The following is a 23197-nucleotide window of genomic DNA, read 5'->3' on the forward strand; positions in this document are numbered from 1 at the left end:
ATAACAAAACTTCCTGAGATTTGGGGTTAAGCAAAAAGAAGCTAAGTCTTGGTTATATATCCCAAAAAAGGGAAAAGCAAGTTGAAAATTACAAAGAATACTGCTCAAATTCATGTTTTGAGTCAATTATCTGCCATAAAACATTAAAAGACCCTTTAAATCAGTATTTCTGATCCTAGGGTCTTTTAATGAAATCAGGAGAAAATACTATTCAGCAATCTGCTCTGCTTCCTCATTTTTTGAATGTTTCACTTCTTCAGATTTTTCAGGAAAAAACCTACCTTGAAAAACCAGAATCATGGCTACACCCACAAATATTGCAGCATCCGCTACATTGAAAATCGGCCAAAGTGCAGTATAACTACCTCCCCACACAGGAAGCCACTCAGGCAGATAGCCTTCCCAAATATCGAAATAGAACATATCAACCACCTGACCGTGAAACCAAGGCGTGGAAGCATTATATGGAGCGTTGTTTAGCCAAACTCCATAGAAGACAGAATCGACTAAATTGCCTATTGCTCCTCCCAAGATCATAGCTATACATACTATATATAAGCCCGGCTGTTTTTTCTCAATAATGTAGTATAAGTAATACCCTATTCCCACCATCGCCACCAAGCGAAAAGATGTCAAGAGCAATTTGCCATAATCAGAGCCCAGTTCCATTCCGAATGCCATGCCGGGGTTGGTGGTGTAATGCAGTTTGAACCAGTCCCCGAATATCGGAATCTGTCCCGGAGAACCAAAGTCCATCTGGAAGTGAACTAGCATTTTCACCACTTGATCAATAATGATGACCAATAGGGCGATGCCAAAGTATTTCAGGTATTTATTCATTATATGCGTTTTGCTATCAGGCTTTTTCTACCAGAACAGCTAGTTCAAAATCATCCATATCAAGTACTGTTGCATCTTCAGCAAGTGCAGCCAGTTCTAGGTTTAACGCTTGCACCTCGGTTTGGATATATTCTCCAAAGGAAGCGATAGCATTTTTCACCAACTCATTTCCATCAGCGATCTTAATGTTAATCTTATCCTGCACTTCCAGCCCCATATCCTTACGTAAGTTCTGGATACGGTTTACCAAATCCCTTGCGACTCCTTCTTCCTTCAGTTGGTCCGAAAGCGTCACATCAAGTGCTACCGTTACACCCTGATCGGAAGCAACTGACCAGCCCGGAATATCCTGAGATGTGATCAAAACTTCTTCCAGAAGCAATTCCAGACTTTCGCCATCAACATCAACAGAGATTTTACCTTCACGCTCTATTTCAGCGATTTCGGCTTGTCCCCATTTGTTTATAGCTCCTACTACGAAGCGCATTTTCGGTCCCAATTTCTTACCAAGAACCGGAAGATTTGGCTTCACATTCTTCACCAAGATTCCTGAAGCATCATCGATAAACTCAATGTCTTTGATATTCACCTCTGACTTGATCAGTTCTTCCAAATGAACAATCTGCGCTTTGGTCTTCTCTTTCAGGATTGGGATCAAAATTCTCTGTAATGGCTGACGCACTTTAACCTTCTCTTTCTTTCTCAGCGAATGAACCAGAGAAGAAATTGTCTGAGCCAATTCCATACTCTCCTCCAGGTCTCTATTGATCAACCCGGAATCTGCAGCAACCCAATCAGTCAGATGCACAGATGCTTTTGAATCGGATCCTGACTCCGTCAAGTTCTGGTACAACCAATCGGAGTAGAACGGCGCAAAAGAAGACATCAACTGGGTAAGCGTGAGCAAGGATTCGTAGAGCGTCTCGTAAGCAGCCTGTTTATCCACATTCATTTCACCTCTCCAGAATCTCTTTCTAGCCAATCTCACGTACCAGTTGGAAAGTTGGTCTATTGTGAAACCCATGATCGCACGGGTAGCTTTGGTCGCATCATAATTATCCATGGCTTCCTCTACCTCGGCAATCAAAGACTGCAGTTTAGACACAATCCACTGATCCAATTCAGCTCTTTCCTCCACAGGTACCGTTCTGGCTTTGTCATAGACAAAAGCGTCCAGATTCGCATACAGCGCAAAGAAATTATAGGTGTTCTGTAACGTGCCAAAGAAGCGACGCTGCACTTCCGTAACTCCGTCCAGATTGAATTTCAGATTATCCCAAGGATTTGCATTGCTCAGCATGTACCAGCGCACTGCATCAGGCCCGTATTCTTTAAGTGTCTTGAAAGGATCGACGGCGTTCCCCAGTCTCTTGGACATTTTATTGCCATTCTTGTCCAGCACCAATCCGTTTGCAATCACGTTTTTAAACGCCACACTATCGAACAGCATCCCGGCGATGGCATGAAGCGTAAAGAACCAGCCCCTTGTCTGATCCACACCTTCTGCAATGTAATCCGCCGGATAATTAGCGTTAAAAATGTCTTCATTCTCAAATGGATAATGCCATTGCGCATAGGGCATTGCTCCGGAATCAAACCATACATCGATCAGATCAGGTTCGCGGAACATCTTCTCCCCTTGGGAAGAAACCAAGATCACGTCATCCACATAGGGACGGTGAAGATCTATTTCCTTGCCTTCGTAAGGAGATTTTTCCATAAAACCTTTGGCGATGGATTCTTCAATGGCTTGCTCAAGTTCGGCGATAGATCCAATGCATAGCTCCTCTCTCCCATCTTCAGTTCTCCAGATAGGAAGGGGTGTACCCCAGAATCGTGAGCGGCTCAGGTTCCAATCCACCAGATTTTCCAGCCAGTTGCCAAAACGTCCGGTACCTGTGGCTTCAGGTTTCCAGTTGATCGTTTTGTTCAGCTCTACCAAGCGGTCTTTGTAGGCAGTGGTTTTGATAAACCAGCTGTCTATAGGATAGTAAAGCACCGGCTTGTCCGTTCTCCAGCAGTGTGGATAGCTGTGCTCGTATTTCTCGACCTTAAAGGCTTTATTTTCATTTTTCAGGATGATCGAGATGATCACATCGGTGCTTTTAAAGTCCGTCGCATTCTCATCATCCTCGGTGTAGTTTTTCACATAGAAGTCATCTACACCATATTTCTTATGGGCGGTTATTCCATGTTCTGCTACTTTTTCTACCAAGAATTCACCCACTAGTGTGATGAATTTCCCCTGCTTATCCACAATCGGAATATCTTTTCCTTGCTCATCCTTGACGAAGACGCCGGGCACATTATTCTGTGCCAAAGTTCTAAAGTCATCCGCACCGAAGGCTTTGGCAAGATGCACGATACCAGTACCGTCTTCCGTAGTCACATAATCCCCTGAAACGACCGTAAATGCCGGATGCGGAAGAGCCAAGTCAGCTATTGGAAACAGCTGCTCATATTCCCAGCCCAGCATGTCTTTGCCTTTAAACTCTCCGATTACCTCAAAAGGAATCAGTTTATCCCCGTCTTTATAGTCTTCCAGCTTAAGATCAGCAGCTTTCGGATTCAGGTAGGCATTCATTCTGGCTTTCGCCAAGATCACTGTGCAGGCATCGAACGTATAAGGATTGAACGTCCGTACTTTCACATAATCCAGGTTCTCACCGATCGCCAAAGCCGAGTTGGCCGGCAAAGTCCAAGGCGTAGTCGTCCAAGCTAGGATATAGGTATTCTCTTCGCCTTTCAGCTTAAACTGTGCGGTGATGGACGTGTCTTTTACGTCTTTGTAAGTACCTGGCTGATTCAGTTCATGAGAGCTCAAACCCGTACCCGCAGCAGGAGAATAAGGTTGTATGGTGTAGCCTTTGTAGATCAGATCTTTGTCGTACAGCTTCTTCAGCAAACTCCAAACTGACTCGATATACTCGGGCTCAAACGTGATGTAGGGATCATCCAAATCCACCCAATATCCGATTTTCTCCGTGAGTTCATCCCATTCATTTTTGAATCGCATGACCGTCTCGCGGCACTTTTGGTTGTATTCCTCTACTGAAATCTTCTTACCGATATCTTCTTTGGTAATCCCCAATTCTTTTTCGACCTGTAGCTCCACAGGCAAGCCATGCGTATCCCAGCCGCCTTTTCGCTTCACCTGAAAACCCTGAAGCGTTTTGTATCGGCAGAAAATATCTTTCAGCGTACGCGCCATCACATGGTGAATTCCAGGAGTACCATTTGCCGAAGGCGGACCCTCAAAAAATGTAAATGTTTCGGCCCCATCACGGTGGGCAACTGATTGCTCGAAAATCCGGTTTTCTTTCCAGTACTTCAATACAGACTCCCCGATTTCGGGATAATCCACTTGTTTAAATTCCTGATATGTCTTCACTGTATCCTTTCTTACGGGCAAGTAGGTGATAATTAATTTTGGGCGTGCCCCGTCTGAAAAAGCCGGGGTCGGGCTATCCGCTGTATCCATTACCCCCGATAACCATCAGGGTGTGTGGATGCCACTTCTATCCCTCACGCAATCAAGGAAACATCCTCCTCAAAAGCAGGCACAAAGATAGAAGAAATCCCCCTTTGTGGGAGGATGAATCGGAAAAAATGCCAGCTTTCAATAGACGAAGTCTCTCTTTCAATTTTCCAATCTTCAAATTTTGCAATCTTACAATCCATTTAGTTCTAGCATCTTGATACTTTTGCCTTGCTACTTACTACTAATCACCAGCTCATAACTCACACTTCTGCCTCCACCTTGTGGCAAAAAGATGCCTAATTCCGTCAATCCCTGTAAATCACGGGTTGCTGTGGCTTTGGAAGCTTTAGTGATCGCAATGTATTTCTTCGCAGTCATTCCTCCTTCAAAACCCGATGGCCCCTCGGCAAGCATTCGGTTGATGGCTTTTATCTGACGCTCATTGAGCACATTCGCAAAGCGATCAAAGAATTTGACTTTTTGGAGCGTGAAGTTGATCAATTGCTCCGCGCTAAGCTGTGCGTGATAGACCGTGTCAGCAAAATAGTCCAGCCAATCAGAGATGTCGTTGGAGCTTTGCCCACTTTTCAGGGCATGGTAATACTCATTTTTCTTCCCCTCTATCGTGCCGGAAAGACTGATCAAAGTTGCATGCCCCAAGCCTTGATGCAGTGCTTTTTCCGCCAATGCGCGGCCTATTCGACCATTGCCATCTTCGAAGGGGTGAATCGATTCAAAATATAAATGCGTGATTGCCGACCGAATCAGTGGATTGTTTATCGCCTCAGAATTGCCGGGAGCAGTCTTGTTGAACCAAGAAATAAAAGAGTCCATTTCTGCAGGAACCACTGCTGAAGGCGGTGCTTCAAAATGGATAATCTCTTTCCCAATCGAACCCGAAACCACTTGCATAGGAGCAGTATCTGCACGCCATTGCCCGGCACTCACATAGCGATTGCCTTCCATCAGTAGCTCATGCCACTCGAAAAGCATTTTTTCTGTCAGGGCTTGAGCAAATTCCGACCGTACCTTGATCATCAGTTTGGCAATGCCTTTGGCGCGCCGATCTTTGACAAGCAAAGGCTGCTCCTCATGAATACCAAGATTCTTCTTGATAGAAGACATCACATCCGGCTGGCTGAGAAATTCACCTTCGATTTCCGAGGTTTTAATTGCTTCCACTACCATCATTTCCAGAAGCAATTCAGTCTGATTTCCTTCAGACAAACCGGTAAGTACGCCGGATAGTTGTCCGGATTTCATAAGAAAATCAAGCAGTATTTTTCCAGACTTCCCTTCCTTATAGGTGAAGTTTGGCCAATCCGACTGTTCCCAATTGTATCTCATGAGCCAAATATAATAATTATTCGGCTCATAATTTAATATAATATGATCCGAATAAGGAGGGTAATCGGCTCATAGCTAAAAAATCTTCAAAAAAGCGCATTTTTACGTCAAGGATATCCACCTCTCATTCTCTGTTAGTAATTTTAGGTGACACCACAAATTATTTACATGAACTCAAGAATTTGTCTATACACAATGGCAGCGGGCTTTGCTTTTGCCTGCTCATCCCCAAAAACCACAGAAGAAACAGAAGCTCCAAAACTTTCCGGAAACCCCATTTTCGAGGGCTGGTATGCAGATCCTGAAGGAGTTGTTTTTGGAGATGAGTACTGGGTATATCCTACCTTCTCCGCAGGATATACAGATCAATTGCACTTCGATGCTTTCTCTTCCAAAGATCTGGTCACATGGGAAAAGCATGCAAATATCCTTGACACCGCAGCAATCAAGTGGGCCCGTCAAGCGATGTGGGCACCGGCTGCGATTGAAAAAGACGGCAAATATTACCTGTTTTTCTCTGCAAATGATATTCAGCGACCCAGCCGTGAAGGCTGGGATCCCACTAATGACATCAATCATTTTGGAGGATTGGGAGTGGCGGTTGCTGATTCGCCCGGTGGTCCTTTCAAAGACCACATCGGTAAGCCGTTGCTATCTGAGTTCCACAACGATGCGCAGCCGATAGATCAATTTGTATTTAAGGACACTGATGGCACTTATTACATGTTGTATGGAGGATGGAGTCATTGCAATATAGGCAAGCTAAATGCTGATTTTACAGGATTCGAGCCATGGGAAGATGGGGAACTTTTCCATGAAATCACACCTGAAGGTTATGTGGAAGGCCCTTTTGTTTTTATCAGAGAAGGAAAATATTACTTCATGTGGTCTGAGGGTGGCTGGACAAATAACAGCTACAAAGTAGCCTATGCGATGGCGGACAAAATCACAGGTCCATGGAATCGGATTGATACCATTTTAGAATCTGACACAACCGTAGCGATGGGAGCTGGTCATAATTCGGTGATTCAAAAACCTGAGACGGACGACTGGTACATGGTTTATCACAGAAGACCAATCCCAAATGAAGGCCGTGATCATCGCGTAACGGCAATTGATGTGATGGAATTCAACGAAGACGGTACGATCAAGCCTATTAAAATGACGTTTGAAGGAGTTGCTGCTAATCCAATTAAGTGAACTACCGGTATTAAAATAATCCGCCGTGATGGTTATAACCTATACTAGGCAAACATCACGGCAGGAATATATTTTTTGAATACCGGAAAATAGATTAATCAACTTTATCATAAAGCAGCTCTCCAATACACATAAGTTGGACACCTGTTATGGTATCGTTGCATTCGAAGACAATACCTAATTTATTACCATTTTCAAGTTTTCTAAGAACGCCGTTTGACTCTCTATAATTTGTGGACATTTCTTGAGCCTCCAGGCTAGCTAAGCTTTCAGCATATCCCTCTGGATATTCCTCATAGTTAATTGCATTAACGTCTGTAACTGCAATAGAAAAGTTTTCATCTCTAAGCAGATAGGTGCCTTTTGCATGATAAGAATATCCCAAATCAGAGTCCTTCTGGCTTTCTCGCACAATCTGGAACTTTTCATACGTTCCATCCTGATTAAACTCATACCTGTCTATATACCAAAGCCCTGAATCCGTGTTTTGGCGGGCATTTTCATAAGCTCCACTCAAATAACTTAGTGAAATTGGATCTTCATCCTCTTTGCAGGAAGTAAAAAGAATGGCTACAAAAAGAAGTAAGTAAACTGATTTTAACATAATGAAAGGGTTTTGTTGGAAAGGTATAAATCTGACGAAAGAAATTAATCTTACGCTACAAAAAATCGATTTCCCCTTTTTAAATTTATTTGTATCCGCATGAATGCACGTGCTAGAATTATGTTTGATTATGTCTTGATTTCATAATGAAAAGTCCTCCCTTGCCCGCCGCTGGGCAGGAGGGAATTGCCAATGCTGAACTTCCCAAATAAATACGTGCAGCTAAACGGATACATAGATTTAAAATTTTTAAGAGTCCTACAGACACACATTATCATACTATTTTTTTAAAAAGGCGAGTTCACAATTCTCCATATAAAATTGGAGACCTGAAAATTGGCGTTTTTTTTGTTCTTATAGCACTTAACAAACTGAATAACAACTATGAAAACTCTATATATACCAGTACTGGCTGCTTTAGCAATGATAGCTTGCAACCAGCCAAAAGAGGATTCCCCAATAGACGCAGCCTTTTCCCCGGACGCTGAACATATTCAAAAAATCAATACCGAGTGCTTTCACTATTTTGGTGAAAAAGACACAGTCAGACTCACTACCTACGTAGAAGGAACCAAAGTAACCGGAACACTAGACTATATGATTTTCGAAAAAGATAAAAATAGCGGTTACATCAAAGGAGAACTAAGAGATAATTTGCTTATAGCAGAATATACTTTTATGTCCGAAGGGGATTCTTCCAAGCGTCAAGTTGTTTTTAAGAACACGGAAGAAGGGTGGAAAGAAGGTTACGGTGAAATGAAATCTGAGGATGGTATTCCTGTGCAGGCAAACATTGATTCTTTAAACTTTAACCACGCTCTGGTCTTGTCTCCTATACCTTGTGACTAGGATCTGCCCGACACGGTTTTGGCTTTCTCCTGTCAATTTGCTAAATTTTAAACTTGCCTCTCCCAAAATCACCTTTTTCAGTGACTGAAAATATCAGTTCATCATTCATACCCCGTTTAAACTGAGTTTATGAAATATTATACAAGGTTGGTAATCCCGCTTTTGGTGACCCTCACACTTGCTTTTTCAAAATTCTATTTCAAAGCTGTCTCCAAAGATTGGGAAGGAGTATGGTCTTATCTCCCCCACATCAACACTGTTTTCATTATTTGCGGATTTACCTGGTGCCTATTGGTATTGATGCAGATTCTAAAGCGAATCTTTATCAAACAATACGATATCTCAAAAGAAGATAATCTTCGTGCAAGGAAAGTGCTTACCCAGATAAATATCTTGGTAAAAGTCGCCAATTTCGTAATCATACTATTGGGAATAGGCTTAATACTTATCTCTTTTGACTCGGTCCGGAAAGTTGGTGTAGGCTTCTTTGCTTCAGCAGGAGTAGCAGGCATCATCATTGGCTTTTCTGCCCAGAAAGCGATTGGTACGCTGATCGCAGGGATTCAAATCGCATTTACTCAACCCTTCAGACTTGAAGACGCTGTTGTCGTAGAGGGAGAATGGGGGTGGATCGAGGAGATAAATCTAAACTACATCGTAGTGAGAATATGGGATCTCCGCAGGCTGGTGCTTCCTACCACCTATTTTCTGGAAACACCCTTCCAAAACTGGACTAGAACCTCGGCTGATTTATTGGGGTCTGTTTTTCTTTATACAGACTACACTGTACCCTTTGATGCGCTACGCAAAGAATTGGATAGAATTCTGGAAACTACTCCTCTCTGGGACAAAAAGGTAAAAGTACTACAGGTTTCCGATGCCAAGGAATTCACTGTTGAAACAAGGATTTTGGTCAGTGCAAAAAACTCTCCCACTGCTTGGGATTTACGGGTTTTCGTCAGGGAAAAAATGATTGAGTTTATTCAGAAAAATTACCCCGAAAGCCTTCCGAAAACCAGAATTGAAATGACCCAAAAGAATAATCCATGATCTACTTAATCAAAAGAAATAAACCTGATTTTTCAATTCTCCGGCCAGAACTTGTATAGAAAATGGCTTTATAAACATAGTTCCCATTTGGTGCCTCTTTTCCCAGCCATGAACCATCCCATCCCTGAGTTTCCAATGAATTGTCTTCAAAAATCAACTCCCCCCACGTGTTAAACACATAGAATTCGATGGAGGAAAAACCTATATAATAAGGTCTAAAATAGCGGTTCTTTGCCTTAGAAGGAGTAAATGCATTGGGGAAGATAATCCTGTAATCATCCCTTACTACCACCGTTCGCTCATAAGAGTATATACAACCAATACTATTTGTGACACTCAAGGCTACCGTATAATTCCCTTTTTTAGCATAAGTATGTTGTGGGTTCTTAAGATTACTTATACTCCCATCTCCGAAATCCCAATGCCACGCTATGCCATCCCATAGGGACATATCTATGAAATTAATCTCCTGAAGAACCTGAATGGTGTCATTTACAAGCATGTCACCATTCCCCAGGTCCATTTCATAATTAAAGCTCGTTTCCAATATCTCCTCCGCGATCGTTACATCAATGCCTTTAGTCTCCGACCAGCAATTGAAATCCTTGTAACTACTTTTAACCAAGTATACGCCGTTTTCAGTTTGATGATAGATCTCGTCGATAGGTATTGGTCTTCCTAGAGGATCCAAAACCTGATAGTCAAAAGTTTCCGTGTCAAAATCAACTATGGAATTACTCAAATCCACAGAACCGTTAGGGTCGCAAAGTGCTGACGGCCTCGTAGTACTTAGTTCGGGAACATCAAAAACTCTGACTTTGATGTGTTCTAATGAAGCTGGTATATCCCGATCGGATATTCCCACATAATAGTTATATGTAGAGGCTTGAAGATAGGTATTTGCCGTAGATTCATAGACTAACCCAGTAATTGTAAGCGCTCCATCACTTTCAATTTGAAATTCCACTCCATCTACAATTTCCGAGACAATTTCTTCTGTGCCTGCTGGATCATGATACCAAGTATATAAAGCTCCCGCCTGATTTTGTTTGGGTCTAATAGAAACAGGCTCACCTTCGCAGATTTCTATAAAATCAGGGTCGTTCGTTTGTCCATATGAAACAGTTGTCGAAAGTAAGATTAAAAAAAAAAGAAGAGTTTTAATAAGTCGAAGATTTTTTGTTAACAATACTCATTCAAAACAGTAGAAAGGTAATGATAGAATCAGCAACTACTATTTTTACTATGGAACTGGCCAAGCAGTGATCTACAAAACATTCTGCATTTGTGTAAATTTCATGATTTATATTTTACTATGCAAAACAAAACCAACTAATGTTCTAACCATCTGCATCATTTAGAAATCAGACGTTTATATTTTGATACTAGGTGCTCAAGTGCAGGAAAAACTCTCAGGATCACCACCTTTAAAATCCCATCATCGAATCCTTCAAGGCTTAGTCTTTAATAAAGTAGACGCACCTGTTTTGTTGATTTATTGCCTAACTATTGACGAACCTATGAAGGATTTATAGCAAAAGTAATTTCTCCCTGATCTACATGATCGCACCCAGAAACCTACAAACCTCGATACTAACTTAGTATTTGAAACAAGGGATAACTTTAGATTTTTGGTTTCTGCTCTTCTCATCTCCCCACAAAAAAGTATAGGTAAGCGAAATCTCATGTGCACCCCCACTATTTTTTAAGCCTAATTTTGAAATAGTTACATCATAAGAATAACCTATGTCAAGGCCATTTTCCAAGGACACCCCTACCAATCCTATGACAGCCTCATTATTAGGCAGGTTGTTTTTGGTAGGAAGTCCTCTATACCACACTCCCAACACCAACGGGCTCACGTACAATTGTGTCCCCACGTCCAGTTGATTGAACGGGTCTTGCTGCTTGTAATTGAAAGCAAACGAAAGGGTGCGCTCTGCATATGCATGTGTGAAATAATCTCTGCGGCCTGGCGGCAAATCAAATTTTATACCACCCTGGGCAGAAAATTTCATCGGGAGCTTAGAGATCTGACCCTCTACAAATGACGTATTAGGTTCTGACAGGTGATGGACCGATGCTCCTAACCAGATTTTATTGGAGTAAAACATACCTCCTGCACTGTAATCCATAAAACTGTAACGGCTATCTATCGGGATTCCATCGAGTTCATCTGATATGCCTCCTATAGTGCCATTGATGATGTCAATCTGGGTTCCAAACACCAAATCTGAAAAGAATGCATCCCGCTGCATATAGCTGACCATACCTCCAATCCGGAAAAACATGTTTTCACTCAATTTCAACCGATAAGCATAAGAGAGTCCGATTTCATTGGTGGAGAGATTTGCCAAACTTTCCTTGTTGCTGTTGAAAATCAATCCTATACCGCTGTTGTAATCAAAAATATAATGATCAATGTAGGCTGAATAGGAATTGAAGCTCTGATCCAGTCCCGGCCATTGATTTCGGTAGTTGACACCTACACGGGTAAGCTCGCTGGCGCCGGTCAATGCGGGATTTAGATACAAGGGAGCGGCATAGAATTGAGAGTACTGGGTATCCTGAGCTATTACATTGGAAAAAATGCAACAAATAGCCCCTAAAATAATAAATACGCCAATTATTCTCCTAAACATACACGACTAAACCACCACCATGTACAAATCTATACAATAGTAAAATGGCGAAGGTTAAATAATTATGATTTAACGATTTGAAGTTACTAGGGCTTATGATTGGGGGTTGCAATCAAGTTGAATTTCAAATCAAACCAACTTGGGAATGTAATGTCTGAATTACATTCCCAAGTTGCCACAATTTAGGTCAATAACTATACCAAAGGGAATGAGATTTTAAATATGCGAAATTAAATATCCAATATGACTTGATTTTTAATCAAATCCTCAAATACTTCCTGTTTTCTAATAAGTTGTGCTTTACCTTTCCACACCAATACCTCGGCAGGACGCAACCGGGAATTGTAATTGGAAGACATACTGAAACCATAGGCTCCGGCATTTTTGAATACAAGAAGATCTCCTTGTGAAACCGTCGCAAGCATCCGGTCTTTGGCCAGTGTGTCTGTTTCGCAGATATAGCCTACTACATTATACGGCATTAAATCTCCTTCAGGATTACTTAAATTATATACATCATGGAATGCCTCATACATCATAGGCCTGATCAGGTGATTCAATCCTGAATCAACTCCCACAAAGGTAATTTGGGGAGTTCTCTTCACCACATTTGATTCCACAATCAAATATCCAGACTCGCTTACCAGAAACTTGCCCGGCTCGAGCCACAGCTCCAATTTACGTCCGTATTGCTCACAAAACTCATTGAATGCCGCAGACACTTTTGTCCCCACTTCTACGATATCCGTCGCTGGATCACCGGACTTATAGGCAACTTTGAAGCCTCCGCCAAAATCCAAAAAGGTAAGATCAGGGAAGTTCATTGCTGCCTCAAAGAGTACATTCCCCCCCTTTAAGAACACTTCAGCATCCAGAATATCAGAGCCGGTATGGATATGAAGCCCCTTTATCTTAAGATTGAATTTCTCCACCACTTCCAATATTTCGGGAAGCTGCTGAATAGAAATCCCAAATTTGCTTTGAATATGGCCAACAGAAATTTTAGCATTTCCTCCGGCCATAATGTGTGGATTGATCCTGATACAAGCCGGTTTAGTATTGCCATAGGCGGTTCCAAACTCTTCCAATAGCGGGATGCTATCCAGATTAATCATGACTCCCAATTCGACTGCTTTTTTTACCTCTCGGAAATTCACTCCACTTGGTGTATACATGATTTCTGATGCTGTAAATCCTGCTTGCATGCAAATCATCACTTCTTCTATAGAGACAGCATCTACACCTTCTCCCGCCCTCTTTACCAGTTTCAATATATTGATATTGGAAAGCGCTTTGGTGGCATATTTGATTTTCAGAGGAACGGAGGCGAATACGGATTGAAGAGATTTGATTTGATTCACGATCTTTTCCCCATCGTATACATATACGGGCGTGCCGAATTCTTGGGCGATGGATTCTAAGCTTACTCCCTGGAGTTGAGTAGGATGTTGAGATGCTGACATTATCTGGAATTTGCGGCCAAAGATAGCCAAATAACAAAAAAAGGAGGCATTTGCCCCCTATTTTCATAAGTTATAGTGTAATTAAGAAAACGCTGTTTTCGAACCTAAATATAGAACAAGGAGTTGAAATTGAACATCATTCTCCTCACTCTGGGGCGGTTAAATATTGTTAAGCTCCAGTAGTAGCCTGATTTTAGGATTAAATTTGCACAATGTCGAAAAGTAATATCATTCTAATCGTTGTATTGATGTCTCTGGCGAGCTTTGGCCTAATGGGATTCCAACTGTATTGGGTGAGCAATGCAATCCGAATAAATGGAGAGCGCTTTGAGCAAAATGTATATCAGGCACTTTCAGGCACTGTCGAACAATTGGAGAAAGGGGAAACTTCGGCAGCTTTTTATAGCTATATAATGCAGGATTCTATCATTAGCAGATCCCTCTTCGAAAAAATTGACCCAATAGATTTTGATCTTACGGTAAACTCCAGGCGGATTTCCATATCCAGGCCTTCGCTGGTAGATTCGTTCTTTCAAGAGCCCGCCCCGAGAGTTAGCCAGACTTTTCGGAGAATCCTTGAATCAAGGGGAGTGGATATGAATCAACTTGAGGAACTTGATGCTTTTTTTGCCTACATGACTCCGGATTTGGCATCTAAAATGTTTACTCCGGATGAAATGGAAATTTTACTTCAAGAAAAGGAACGTCAGCTCCAGTATTTGAGTAGACGTGAAAATTCATCCCAACAGCAAGCTGCCACGATAAGTGAATCTATCGTAGAGGTCCGTCCAGAGTTCAACATCAGTGAAGATGCCTTGGAAAAGGTATATAGAACAAACATTAAAATTGAGTTTATTAACAAGGCTCTGGAAGAGATCACCGCAGGTCAGCAGGCAATATTGGACAGACTGGATACGGCAAAAGTAAGGAGGCTGTTGAAGGGATACTTGCTGGAAAAAAATATCTCTGAGGATTTTGAATTGGGACTGATCAGGGATGATGGTTTATTGCTGCCTATAGGGCCAGTCAAACAGCAGTTTGTCTTAAGCCAGAAGGGACTTCAGGCTAGACTTTTCCCTAATGACATCTTCGGAAAAGAAAACTACTTGACAATCTATTTTCCCAAGAAGAACACACATGTGATTCGCGAAGTCTGGCTTCCTATATCAAGTTCTATCCTTTTCATGGCAGTAATTATTTCTTGTTTCATCTATGCTATCAAGGTAATTATCCGTCAAAAAGCACTTTCGGACACTAAGAATGATTTCATCAATAATATGACGCATGAATTCAAGACCCCTCTAGCTACCGTAAGTCTGGCCGTAGAAGCACTCCAAGATCCAGAATTGTCCAGTCAGGACAAATTTCGTTCTAGGTATTTGGGCATCATCAAAGATGAAAACAAGCGACTGGTATCGCAAGTGGAAAACGTTCTTCAAGCTGCTGCGTTGGATAAGAAGGATTTCAAACTGAAAATAGAGACGCTGAATCTAACGGAGATTCTGGAGAATACCGTTGATCATTTTGGGCTTCAGGTTGAGAAAAAAGGAGGTCAGATCTCTCTGGTCAATGAACTGTCAGACCCGATAATTGAGGGAGATCACTTTCACCTTACCCATATTTTCAACAACCTGCTGGACAATGCAAATAAATACTCGCCGGAAAATCCAATGATCAGTATTGAGGCTAAAGATGATGCATCACAGATCTTCATCACTATAAAGGATGAAGGAATTGGAATGAACAAAGATGCACAGAGGAAAATTTTTGATAAATTCTACCGGGTTCCTACGGGAAATGTACACGATGTCAAAGGCTTCGGCTTAGGATTATCTTATGTGAAAGCCATGCTGGAAGCACATAAGGGAGGAATTCAAGTAAGCAGCGAACTTGGAAAAGGAAGCTCATTCACCATTAACTTACCAAAGAAACAATGAGTAAAGCGAAATTATTAGTGGTCGAAGACGATCCAAACCTGGGAGATATCCTACAGGAATATTTGGAAATGAAAGGGTATGAACCTACGCTTTGCCGTGATGGTGAAGAAGGTTGGAACAAGTTCAAGAAGGGAAAGTTTGATCTTTGCCTACTTGACATTATGATGCCGAAAAAAGATGGATTCACTCTGGCGAAGGAAATCAAGAAAGTGGAGGAAACTCTTCCCATACTCTTCCTTACTGCAAAAAATCAAAAGGACGACATCATTGAAGGCCTCAAAATAGGTGCAGACGATTACCTCACCAAGCCTTTCAGCATGGAGGAATTGCTGCTTCGTGTAAATGCCATCCTTCGTAGAACTCATAAAAATGAAGAGGTAAATCCGCTAAAGGTGTATTCATTTGGCGGCTTTGTACTCCACTACGATGAGCAATTCCTGGATGGGCCAAAGGGGCGTCACAAACTGACTTCCAAAGAAAATGAACTTATCCGTCTGCTGGCTTCTGAGATAAACAACCTCGTGAACAGAAGTCATGCGCTTAAGCAGATCTGGGGCGACGACAGTTACTTCAATGCGCGGAGCATGGATGTATACCTGAGCAAAATCCGTAAACTGTTAAAAGACGATCCAAAAGTACAAATCATAACTGTTCACGGTGAAGGTTTTAAGCTGATCGTGAGCGAGGGATGAGAAGCTGTCTGATGTTGGATGCCCGATGTCGGATGCTCATGTGAATAAAACTAACGTTTGAAGTAGAAAACAAACGAAAAGCCAGGGTGATTTAGTCGCTCTGGCTTTTGTTCTTGACTAGCGTCTTGCACTTTACACCAATTCCGCTCCGATTCCATTTCCTTCAGGGAAAATTACTTTTTCAGGTGTGATTACAATCCCCTTAGCAGGATCGTGGGAGAGTAGCATCGCTCCATCCATATCTACATAATCCAACAGGGGTGCTATATGCGCGATTGCCGTGATTCCTACAGAAGATTCGGTCATGCAGCCCACCATGGTTTTCATTCCGAGCTTCTTTGCCTCATGGATCATTCTCAGTCCGGGAGTGATTCCTCCGGCTTTTACCAGTTTCACGTTGATTCCGTGGAAAAGCCCATGACATTTCTTCACGTCAGCTTCTACTATACAGCTCTCATCTGCGATCACCGGAAGTTTGCTATGCTTGAATACTTCCTTCATTCCTTCCAGATCATCCTTTCCCAGCGGCTGCTCCATAAATTCCACTCCCAGCTTTTTCAGCTCTACAGAATAGGCTATGGCTTGCTCCGCATTCCAAGCACAGTTTGCATCAATTCTGAAAACTGCGTCCGTATGCTTTCTGAGCTCACGGATAATCGCCAAATCATCCGAAGTACCCAATTTAATCTTGTAGATCGGCCAGTGAACTTCTTTCATCTTTGTGACCATCTTTTCGACAGTATCTATGCCGACTGTAAAGTTGGTAATTGGGATATCGGAAGGGTTCAGCCCCAGCAGTTCGTATAGTTTCCGGCTCTTCTTTTTTGCATAAATATCCCAAACCGCCATATCCAGTGCGCACTGGGCAAAAGGATTGTCTTTAAAAATTTCCCTCCCAAGATCCCAAAGCTCCTCCGGGGTTTTCCACTCAGCTTTTTCCACGATAGGCCTAAATTTCTCCAAACTTTCCATCATATTGGTAATGGTCATTCCGTAAAAAGGATTTGTCGTAGATTCACCCAATCCGTAATATGCGCCATCTTGCAGTTTTACGATGAGGGTATCTTGCACATCCCTGCTTTGATGGGCGATAGTGAATGTATGTTTTAGCGGAAGATCTACCACTTGATAAGATATGTCCATTGAGGAAAATATTCGATTTGATGTAAAATTAAAGGCTTCTACCTTGTTTGACAGGCAGAATTACATTTTATTCAAGGTAAATAGAAAAAATTATGAAAGCCAGTTTTAACCTTTCGAACAGCTTGTTTTTGCTGTTTTTAATTTTCACTTTTAGTTGTAAAACAGCAAAAGTCTCAGCACCTGAAGTCACGGCTACTGTAGCGGCACTTGAATCAGCCTATTTCCAGTTCAAGGAACCTGCTATCACACACAGGAGATTCAGGCATGCCGACCTTCAGCCTTTGATTCAGAAGCATTCGGCTGCTTTTAGGATCACCACACTTGGGGAATCGGTGGAGGGAAGAAGTATTTCCAGTTTGGATTGGGGAACTGGCAAAACCAAGGTGATGCTATGGTCCCAGATGCATGGAAATGAAAGTACGGCCACGATGTCACTTTTCGACTTATTTAATTTTCTGGAAGCAAGTGGGGATGAATACGATGAACTACGGGATCTGTTGAAATCAAAGCTGGACCTGAGGTTTATCCCAATGATCAATCCTGATGGAGCAGAAGTATTCAAAAGAAGGAACGCTCTAGATATTGATTTGAATCGGGATGCTATTTCGCAGATTTCGCCGGAAGCTGTGATCTTAAAAGGAGCTAGGGATGATTTTGAGCCTAAATTTGGCTTTAATCTCCACGATCAGCAGGTCTATTACAATGTATCCGGCACCCCAAAACAAGCAACTATTTCCGTTTTGGCACCGGCATACAATTATGAAACGGACGTAAATGAAGTACGGAAGAGAGCAATGCAGACGATCGTGGGGATGAATCAGATACTCCAAGAAGTAGTACCGGGTAATGTGGGAAAATATGACGACGGATTTGAACCCAGAGCTTTTGGAGACAATATGACCAAGTGGGGGACAAGCACCATTTTGATCGAATCGGGTGGGCATCCCAATGATCCGGAAAAGCAATACATCCGTCAACTGAATTTTATGATTATTCTCAATGCTCTTGAACAAATCGCTACCCGAAGCTACGGGCAATACACAACAGAACAATATTTTGCCATTCCAGACAATGGCTTTCAATTGGTTGACTTGCTTATCAATGAAATCCGGATTCCTGTCAATGGGAAGTACTATCCTGTAGATCTGGCAATCAGAAGGCGGGAGAGCAGCGCAGGAGGCTCCTATTTTGTAACCGGATCGGTAGATGATTTGGGTGATATGCAGGTGTACTTTGGGTTAGAAGAATTTGATGCTACCGGACTGAACTATGCCGAAGGAAAAGTCTTTGAAACTGCATTTGAATCTTTGGATAACATTGACGGGGCCAAGGCAATGGAATTATTAAAGCAAGGGTATTTGGCAGTGAAAGTCAATAAAGGAGCTAAAGGCGATCTGCATCAGTTGCCCATCTTGGTTTTGCAAAGCACAGATAATTTCTCTGCAGGTTGGAGAACAGGAGAGTCCACTAATTTCTTTTTGGAGAAAGACGGAGTGAGAAAATACGCTGTTGTAAATGGTTATTTGATTGATCTGGAGAATCCTAAAGAGCAGGAATTTATGCAGCGGGTTTATTAAGATTTTATCAGGCATAAACCGGATTGGAAAGGAACTTTGAGAAATCAATTTAATCCCCAGTTAAACATCCTTAAATCCCTTCACTTGGCGGATTATTTGTTACTTAGCTGCCGGATCTAATTTTTACAACCATGAAGAACAATCTCTCCCCAATCCTTTTTGCAGTAGCAATCGTCATCGCATCTATTGTGCTGGGAAATGCAGTAATCAACCGAAATCGACCTCAGGGCACCATAAATGTCACGGGCTTGGGCGAAAGTAATTTCACGGCTGATCTGGTCGTGTGGGAAGGAAATTTCAGTAGAGAGAGCTTCGATTTGCAATCGGCCTATGCAGACCTGGAAAAAGACAAAAAACTGGTAACTGACTACCTGATTTCAAAGGGTATTCCTGCCGAGAAACTGATATTCAATGCAGTAAACACCAATCCAAAATATCAGCAAAACTATTCCAATGACGGCAGATACCTCGGACAGACATTTGATGGATATACACTAAATCAATCCCTAAAGATAGAATCTTCCGAAGTGGAAAAAGTAGAGAAAATCAGCCGTGAAATCACAGAATTGCTGAATCAGGGAATAGCCTTCTACTCCCAGTCACCCCGCTATTACTACACAGAACTAGAATCTCTCAAACTGGAAATGATCGCAAAGGCAACCGAGGATGCAAGAATCAGAGCCGAACGGATAGCCGAAAACTCCAAAGGAGATCTCGGCAACCTTATCTCAGCGAATATGGGAATCTTCCAGATCACGGGGCAAAACTCAGGGGAAGACTATTCTTGGGGCGGCACCTTTAATACCGCAGACAAGAACAAAACCGCTTCAATCACTATGAAGCTTAGTTTTGAGGTGGATTAGGGATAAAGACCGGAGATGTCAAATTGATAGAATTTCGCAGACTTATTCTGATTAAGTACAAATACTAGCTTCTTGGTGCTCTCTACAATATAGTATCTGTCAGTAACAGAAAAGTCCTTATCTACCTTAGTGTTAAATAATTCATATATTTTTGTAGGTGCATTTTTTTCTATGCTTTGAATTCTAATAATTTTCTCTCCCCGATTTTGATCAATAAACAATTGTAAATTATCAGTGGATATCTGGGAAAATATATTGCCTGTAAAAGTAGCTTCCTCCTGATTCCTATCTATCGATTGGATTGAATTTATTCCATTCTTATCGAAATCAATTATTGATAGGTTTCCAAGATTGATTAGGCTATACCGGAAATACTTCAATTCCGTTCTAATAGAAATACTACCGTTATCTTTAACTTTTGATGAAGTGATGTTGAAATAAGGTATCCCACTCTCTAATTCTTTTTTGTTATAATTTTTTTCCGCTAATCTCTCCATTGATTGCCCTACCTTTGGTTTTAGCTTTTCCAATTGATCCTTAGTAAAGGGAATAAAAATATACTTTGGATCCTTAAAATTTCTTTTATCTATGGTGTAGATCGCTAAACCTTCTGTTATTTCTGTAGTATTAGAATAGGAAGAATATCTTCCAACACATATCAAATTATTATCATCCAGCTTATGGATGGATACATCGTTTATAAAATTGGTGTCAGCAGTTCCTAAGGCAGTTTGTAAGTATTCACCCGGCTCATTCTGGATACTATAAATAGTATAGTAATAATCTTTTACCCCATTCTTAGCAGCTCCCCTAATATTTACACGCATTAAAAAACTAAAATCCCCACCGTTATCAAAATTTAAAGTAGCATTAGAATTACTAGTACTTACACCTAAAATATCAGAGGAAGACCTCTTGGATTTAATTGGCAATTCCACCAAATTAGACTTTACCACTTCAAAATCCCGGGTCAAGGCTGCAGTGAAAAGATATGATTCAAATCCTTCGTACTTATTAGGAACAAGAGAGTAAATTCCAAGCAATTTTTTGTCCTCCGACTCCACTATTGAAACTGTCTGACGCAGATCTATATTCTCAGCTGAAAAAACTAATTTTTTCGAATGGATCTTTCCGGTTTGTTTGTCGATTTCACCTATGTAAAATTCTGATTACCAGTCTTTAAAGGTCGTATAACCTAAATATAGTTTCCCTTGAGGAGACAAATGAACAAATTCAACTCTATCAAGGCTTCTAGGCATATGAAGCCATGCATAATACCCCTCCAAATAAATACTGTTCTGCAACTCAAAATCAGTATTAAAATAGTCAATATAGACTTCTGTCATTGTTCCATATAATCCTGTTAAATTATCAGATTCTCTAAGTAGGTATAATCCATTTTCATCAGAGCCTATAAATCCAGAATACTCGTCTAGTTTTTTGAGCCCCACCTCTTTGACAATATAAGGTATCTTATCCAATTCCTGTGAGTAGCTTGGGCTAAAGAAACAGCTGACAACTATCAGCAGAATTAAAAGTTTTTTCATATGATTATAATTTGTCTTTTAAAGGCCATATGGGATCATGCTCGATTTCATACAGCTAAAATTTTCTGAAACTACATTCTTTTTAGAATAAAAATCATTAATAAAACCAACCCATAAATAACCTGCTGATTATCAATAGTAAAACATGAATTTAGAGTTTATCCTTTTTGTAGACCCACTCATTTACATGTTGATTTCACTAAATTTGCAGAATGAGCGAAAAGGCCATCAAAACAGTACTTCATCCCAGAAATGCCCATCGTGAGCGCTACGATTTCCCGAGCTTGATCAGTTCTCTGCCTGAACTGGGTCAGTTTGTTTCTGAAAATGCATACGGCGACCTCAGCATTGATTTTGCCGATCCGAAAGCTGTCAAGGCTCTCAACAGAGCATTGCTCAAGCATTTCTATCAGATTGATCAATGGGACATTCCTGCCGGATATCTCTGCCCACCGATTCCGGGAAGAGCAGATTACCTCCATTACCTGGCTGATTTGCTTAAGGAAAGCAATGGGGGAAAGATGCCGAATGGTGAGGAAATCAAGGTTTTGGATGTAGGAACGGGGGCAAACTGCATTTACCCCATACTGGGAAATTCGATTTACCACTGGTCCTTTGTAGGATCAGAACTAGACGAGGAAGCATTGGGTTCAGCCCAGGAAAACCTGTATGCAAACCCCAAATTCCGTGGAAAAGTCACCCTGAGGCTTCAGGAAAATTCCAAGAAAATTCTGGTAGGAATCATCAAGTCAGACGATGTCTTTGATCTAGCGATATGCAACCCTCCATTCCATGAATCTATGGCCGCCGCTGAGGCAGGAAGTACGAGAAAGGTAAAAAACCTCAAAGGTAAAGTAGGCAAGAAGGTTACTTTGAATTTTGGTGGAAAGAACAACGAACTCTGGTGTGAGGGTGGAGAACTCGCTTTCATTCAAAAGATGATCTCAGAAAGCAAAACTTTTAAATTCAATTGCTTTTGGTACACGGCCATAGTATCGAAGGAAGAGCATCTCAGGGAACTGATTTTAGCATTGAAAAAAGCCAGAGTCGCTGATCGGAAGATTATCGAGATGACTCAGGGAAATAAGAAAAGCAGATTTATCGCTTGGACTTTTCTGAATCCGGAACAGCAGGAGAATTGGAGAAAAAGAAGGTGGACGTAGAATTTAAAATTTGAGAGTTTGAAATTGGGGAATATGTGATTATTCGCAATGATGTCAATAGCCTTGGTTTAATGGATCGAAGACCTCTGTCCGACATCAGGCGGGGGTGACGACCTGCCTTTGCCCGTAGGCAGGCGGAAGTGAGCCAAATGCTTAAGTTCACCAAATCCTAGAATGCTTTTATCTCTTTACCGGCAAAAAAGCGGATATACATAATAAAAAAACGGCGCTTGAATTAACTCAAACCGCCGCTCTTATGTATAGATACTTGATACTAAAATCTAACTTCTTGTTTCTGAAGCCACCGTCCGTGTCACCACGAACGGCTTTCAAGAACCTTGAATCTTTTTTCTTGACTCTAACACTCAAGCATTCAACGTGCTTTCTACAGAGATCTCCAAGTCCAGTACTTTTGAAATTGGACAGTTTTCCTCAGCATCTTTTACCAACTCGTCAAATTTCTCCTGTGAGATGCCGTCAACTTTCGCTTTTAGAACCAAATGGGACTTTTTAAGAGTACCGTCTTCGAAAGTAATGTTTGCGGTCACATCCAATTCCGTTGCGGTATATTCAGCTTCCTGCAAGTTAAAACTTAATTTCATCGCAAAGCATCCTGCGTGAGCTGCTGCAATCAATTCCTCAGGATTGGTGCCTACGCCGCTTTCGAAACGGGACTTGAATGAGTATTGGGTTTTGTCCAAAACAGTACTCGGTGTGGTCAAAGTGCCTTTACCGTCTTTACCTGTTCCTTGCCATACGGCCGTTGCTTTTCTGATCATGATTTAAAAGATTTTTAGGG

Annotated in this window: 19 protein-coding genes; 8 read left to right on the top strand and 11 right to left on the bottom strand. The window is 41.5% G+C overall.

The genetic code is table 11. The features are described 5' to 3' along the window. Positions 1–207: 207 nt before the first annotated feature. From ID165_RS20595 to ID165_RS20605, 3 genes are all read right to left on the bottom strand, one after another. On the bottom strand, positions 208–840 hold the full coding sequence (locus ID165_RS20595) for a lipoprotein signal peptidase (RefSeq protein ID WP_192347309.1): 633 nt from the start codon (positions 838–840) through the stop codon (positions 208–210). A gap of 16 nt (positions 841–856) precedes the next feature. After that, positions 857–4231 carry an isoleucine--tRNA ligase gene (gene ileS, locus ID165_RS20600; protein ID WP_192351685.1) on the bottom strand — a complete coding sequence of 1125 codons (3375 nt, stop codon included), beginning with the start codon at positions 4229–4231 and terminating at the stop codon, positions 857–859. 321 nt (positions 4232–4552) lie between these two features. Continuing rightward, complete coding sequence (locus tag ID165_RS20605; protein ID WP_192347310.1) at positions 4553–5668, bottom strand: Fic family protein; 1116 nt, start codon at positions 5666–5668, stop codon at positions 4553–4555. A gap of 168 nt (positions 5669–5836) precedes the next feature. Between ID165_RS20605 and ID165_RS20610 the strand changes: the two genes are divergently transcribed. Next, complete coding sequence (locus ID165_RS20610) at positions 5837–6868, top strand: glycoside hydrolase family 43 protein (protein WP_192347311.1); 1032 nt, start codon at positions 5837–5839, stop codon at positions 6866–6868. Positions 6869–6962: 94 nt separating this feature from the next. On the opposite strand, the gene ID165_RS20615 is transcribed toward ID165_RS20610, so the two are convergent. Further along, entirely contained in the window at positions 6963–7472 is a 510-nt protein-coding gene (locus ID165_RS20615; RefSeq protein WP_192347312.1) for a hypothetical protein, read from the bottom strand. Positions 7473–7856: 384 nt separating this feature from the next. On the opposite strand from ID165_RS20615, the gene ID165_RS20620 reads away from it, so the two are divergent. Continuing rightward, positions 7857–8321, top strand: a complete 465-nt coding sequence (locus tag ID165_RS20620; protein WP_192347313.1) for a hypothetical protein — start codon at positions 7857–7859, stop codon at positions 8319–8321. A gap of 129 nt (positions 8322–8450) precedes the next feature. Then, a complete protein-coding gene (locus tag ID165_RS20625; protein WP_192347314.1) occupies positions 8451–9371 on the top strand; it encodes a mechanosensitive ion channel family protein in 921 nt (306 codons plus the stop codon). 1 nt (position 9372) lies between these two features. On the opposite strand, the gene ID165_RS20630 is transcribed toward ID165_RS20625, so the two are convergent. From ID165_RS20630 to lysA, 3 genes are all read right to left on the bottom strand, one after another. After that, entirely contained in the window at positions 9373–10560 is a 1188-nt protein-coding gene (locus tag ID165_RS20630) for a PKD domain-containing protein (protein ID WP_225586855.1), read from the bottom strand. Positions 10561–10969: 409 nt separating this feature from the next. Then, the gene (locus ID165_RS20635) at positions 10970–12013 is read right to left on the bottom strand and encodes a type IX secretion system membrane protein PorP/SprF (RefSeq protein ID WP_192347316.1); all 1044 of its coding nucleotides are present in this window, start codon (positions 12011–12013) and stop codon (positions 10970–10972) included. 230 nt (positions 12014–12243) lie between these two features. Then, on the bottom strand, positions 12244–13476 hold the full coding sequence (gene lysA, locus ID165_RS20640; RefSeq protein ID WP_192347317.1) for a diaminopimelate decarboxylase: 1233 nt from the start codon (positions 13474–13476) through the stop codon (positions 12244–12246). A gap of 212 nt (positions 13477–13688) precedes the next feature. On the opposite strand from lysA, the gene ID165_RS20645 reads away from it, so the two are divergent. Together ID165_RS20645 and ID165_RS20650 are read left to right on the top strand one after the other, a co-directional pair. Further along, positions 13689–15413, top strand: a complete 1725-nt coding sequence (locus ID165_RS20645) for a HAMP domain-containing sensor histidine kinase (RefSeq protein ID WP_192347318.1) — start codon at positions 13689–13691, stop codon at positions 15411–15413. After that, on the top strand, positions 15410–16105 hold the full coding sequence (locus tag ID165_RS20650) for a response regulator transcription factor (protein WP_192347319.1): 696 nt from the start codon (positions 15410–15412) through the stop codon (positions 16103–16105). The genes ID165_RS20645 and ID165_RS20650 overlap by 4 nt, the downstream gene beginning before the upstream one ends. Positions 16106–16237: 132 nt before the next feature. On the opposite strand, the gene ID165_RS20655 is transcribed toward ID165_RS20650, so the two are convergent. Next, positions 16238–17248 carry a dipeptide epimerase gene (locus tag ID165_RS20655; RefSeq protein WP_192347320.1) on the bottom strand — a complete coding sequence of 337 codons (1011 nt, stop codon included), beginning with the start codon at positions 17246–17248 and terminating at the stop codon, positions 16238–16240. Between the two features lie 92 nt (positions 17249–17340). Between ID165_RS20655 and ID165_RS20660 the strand changes: the two genes are divergently transcribed. Both ID165_RS20660 and ID165_RS20665 read left to right on the top strand, forming a co-directional pair. Then, on the top strand, positions 17341–18825 hold the full coding sequence (locus ID165_RS20660) for a M14 family zinc carboxypeptidase (RefSeq protein WP_192347321.1): 1485 nt from the start codon (positions 17341–17343) through the stop codon (positions 18823–18825). Between the two features lie 131 nt (positions 18826–18956). Further along, positions 18957–19688 carry an SIMPL domain-containing protein gene (locus ID165_RS20665; protein WP_192347322.1) on the top strand — a complete coding sequence of 244 codons (732 nt, stop codon included), beginning with the start codon at positions 18957–18959 and terminating at the stop codon, positions 19686–19688. On the opposite strand, the gene ID165_RS20670 is transcribed toward ID165_RS20665, so the two are convergent. Both ID165_RS20670 and ID165_RS20675 read right to left on the bottom strand, forming a co-directional pair. Next, positions 19685–20731, bottom strand: a complete 1047-nt coding sequence (locus ID165_RS20670) for a hypothetical protein (RefSeq protein ID WP_192347323.1) — start codon at positions 20729–20731, stop codon at positions 19685–19687. The two genes, ID165_RS20665 and ID165_RS20670, sit on opposite strands and share 4 nt — an antisense overlap. Positions 20732–20857: 126 nt before the next feature. Beyond that, the gene (locus tag ID165_RS20675) at positions 20858–21235 is read right to left on the bottom strand and encodes a hypothetical protein (RefSeq protein WP_192347324.1); all 378 of its coding nucleotides are present in this window, start codon (positions 21233–21235) and stop codon (positions 20858–20860) included. Positions 21236–21447: 212 nt separating this feature from the next. On the opposite strand from ID165_RS20675, the gene rlmF reads away from it, so the two are divergent. Next, the gene (gene rlmF, locus ID165_RS20680) at positions 21448–22398 is read left to right on the top strand and encodes a 23S rRNA (adenine(1618)-N(6))-methyltransferase RlmF (protein ID WP_192347325.1); all 951 of its coding nucleotides are present in this window, start codon (positions 21448–21450) and stop codon (positions 22396–22398) included. A 365-nt stretch (positions 22399–22763) separates the two neighbouring features. Here the strand turns inward: rlmF and ID165_RS20685 are convergent, their stop codons facing one another. After that, positions 22764–23177: an OsmC family protein gene (locus ID165_RS20685; RefSeq protein WP_192347326.1), complete on the bottom strand. Its 414-nt coding sequence runs from the start codon at positions 23175–23177 to the stop codon at positions 22764–22766. Between the last annotated feature and the right edge of the window lie 20 nt (positions 23178–23197).

The organism is Algoriphagus sp. Y33 (genome assembly GCF_014838715.1).
In the GTDB taxonomy this organism is placed as follows: Bacteria; Bacteroidota; Bacteroidia; order Cytophagales; family Cyclobacteriaceae; genus Algoriphagus.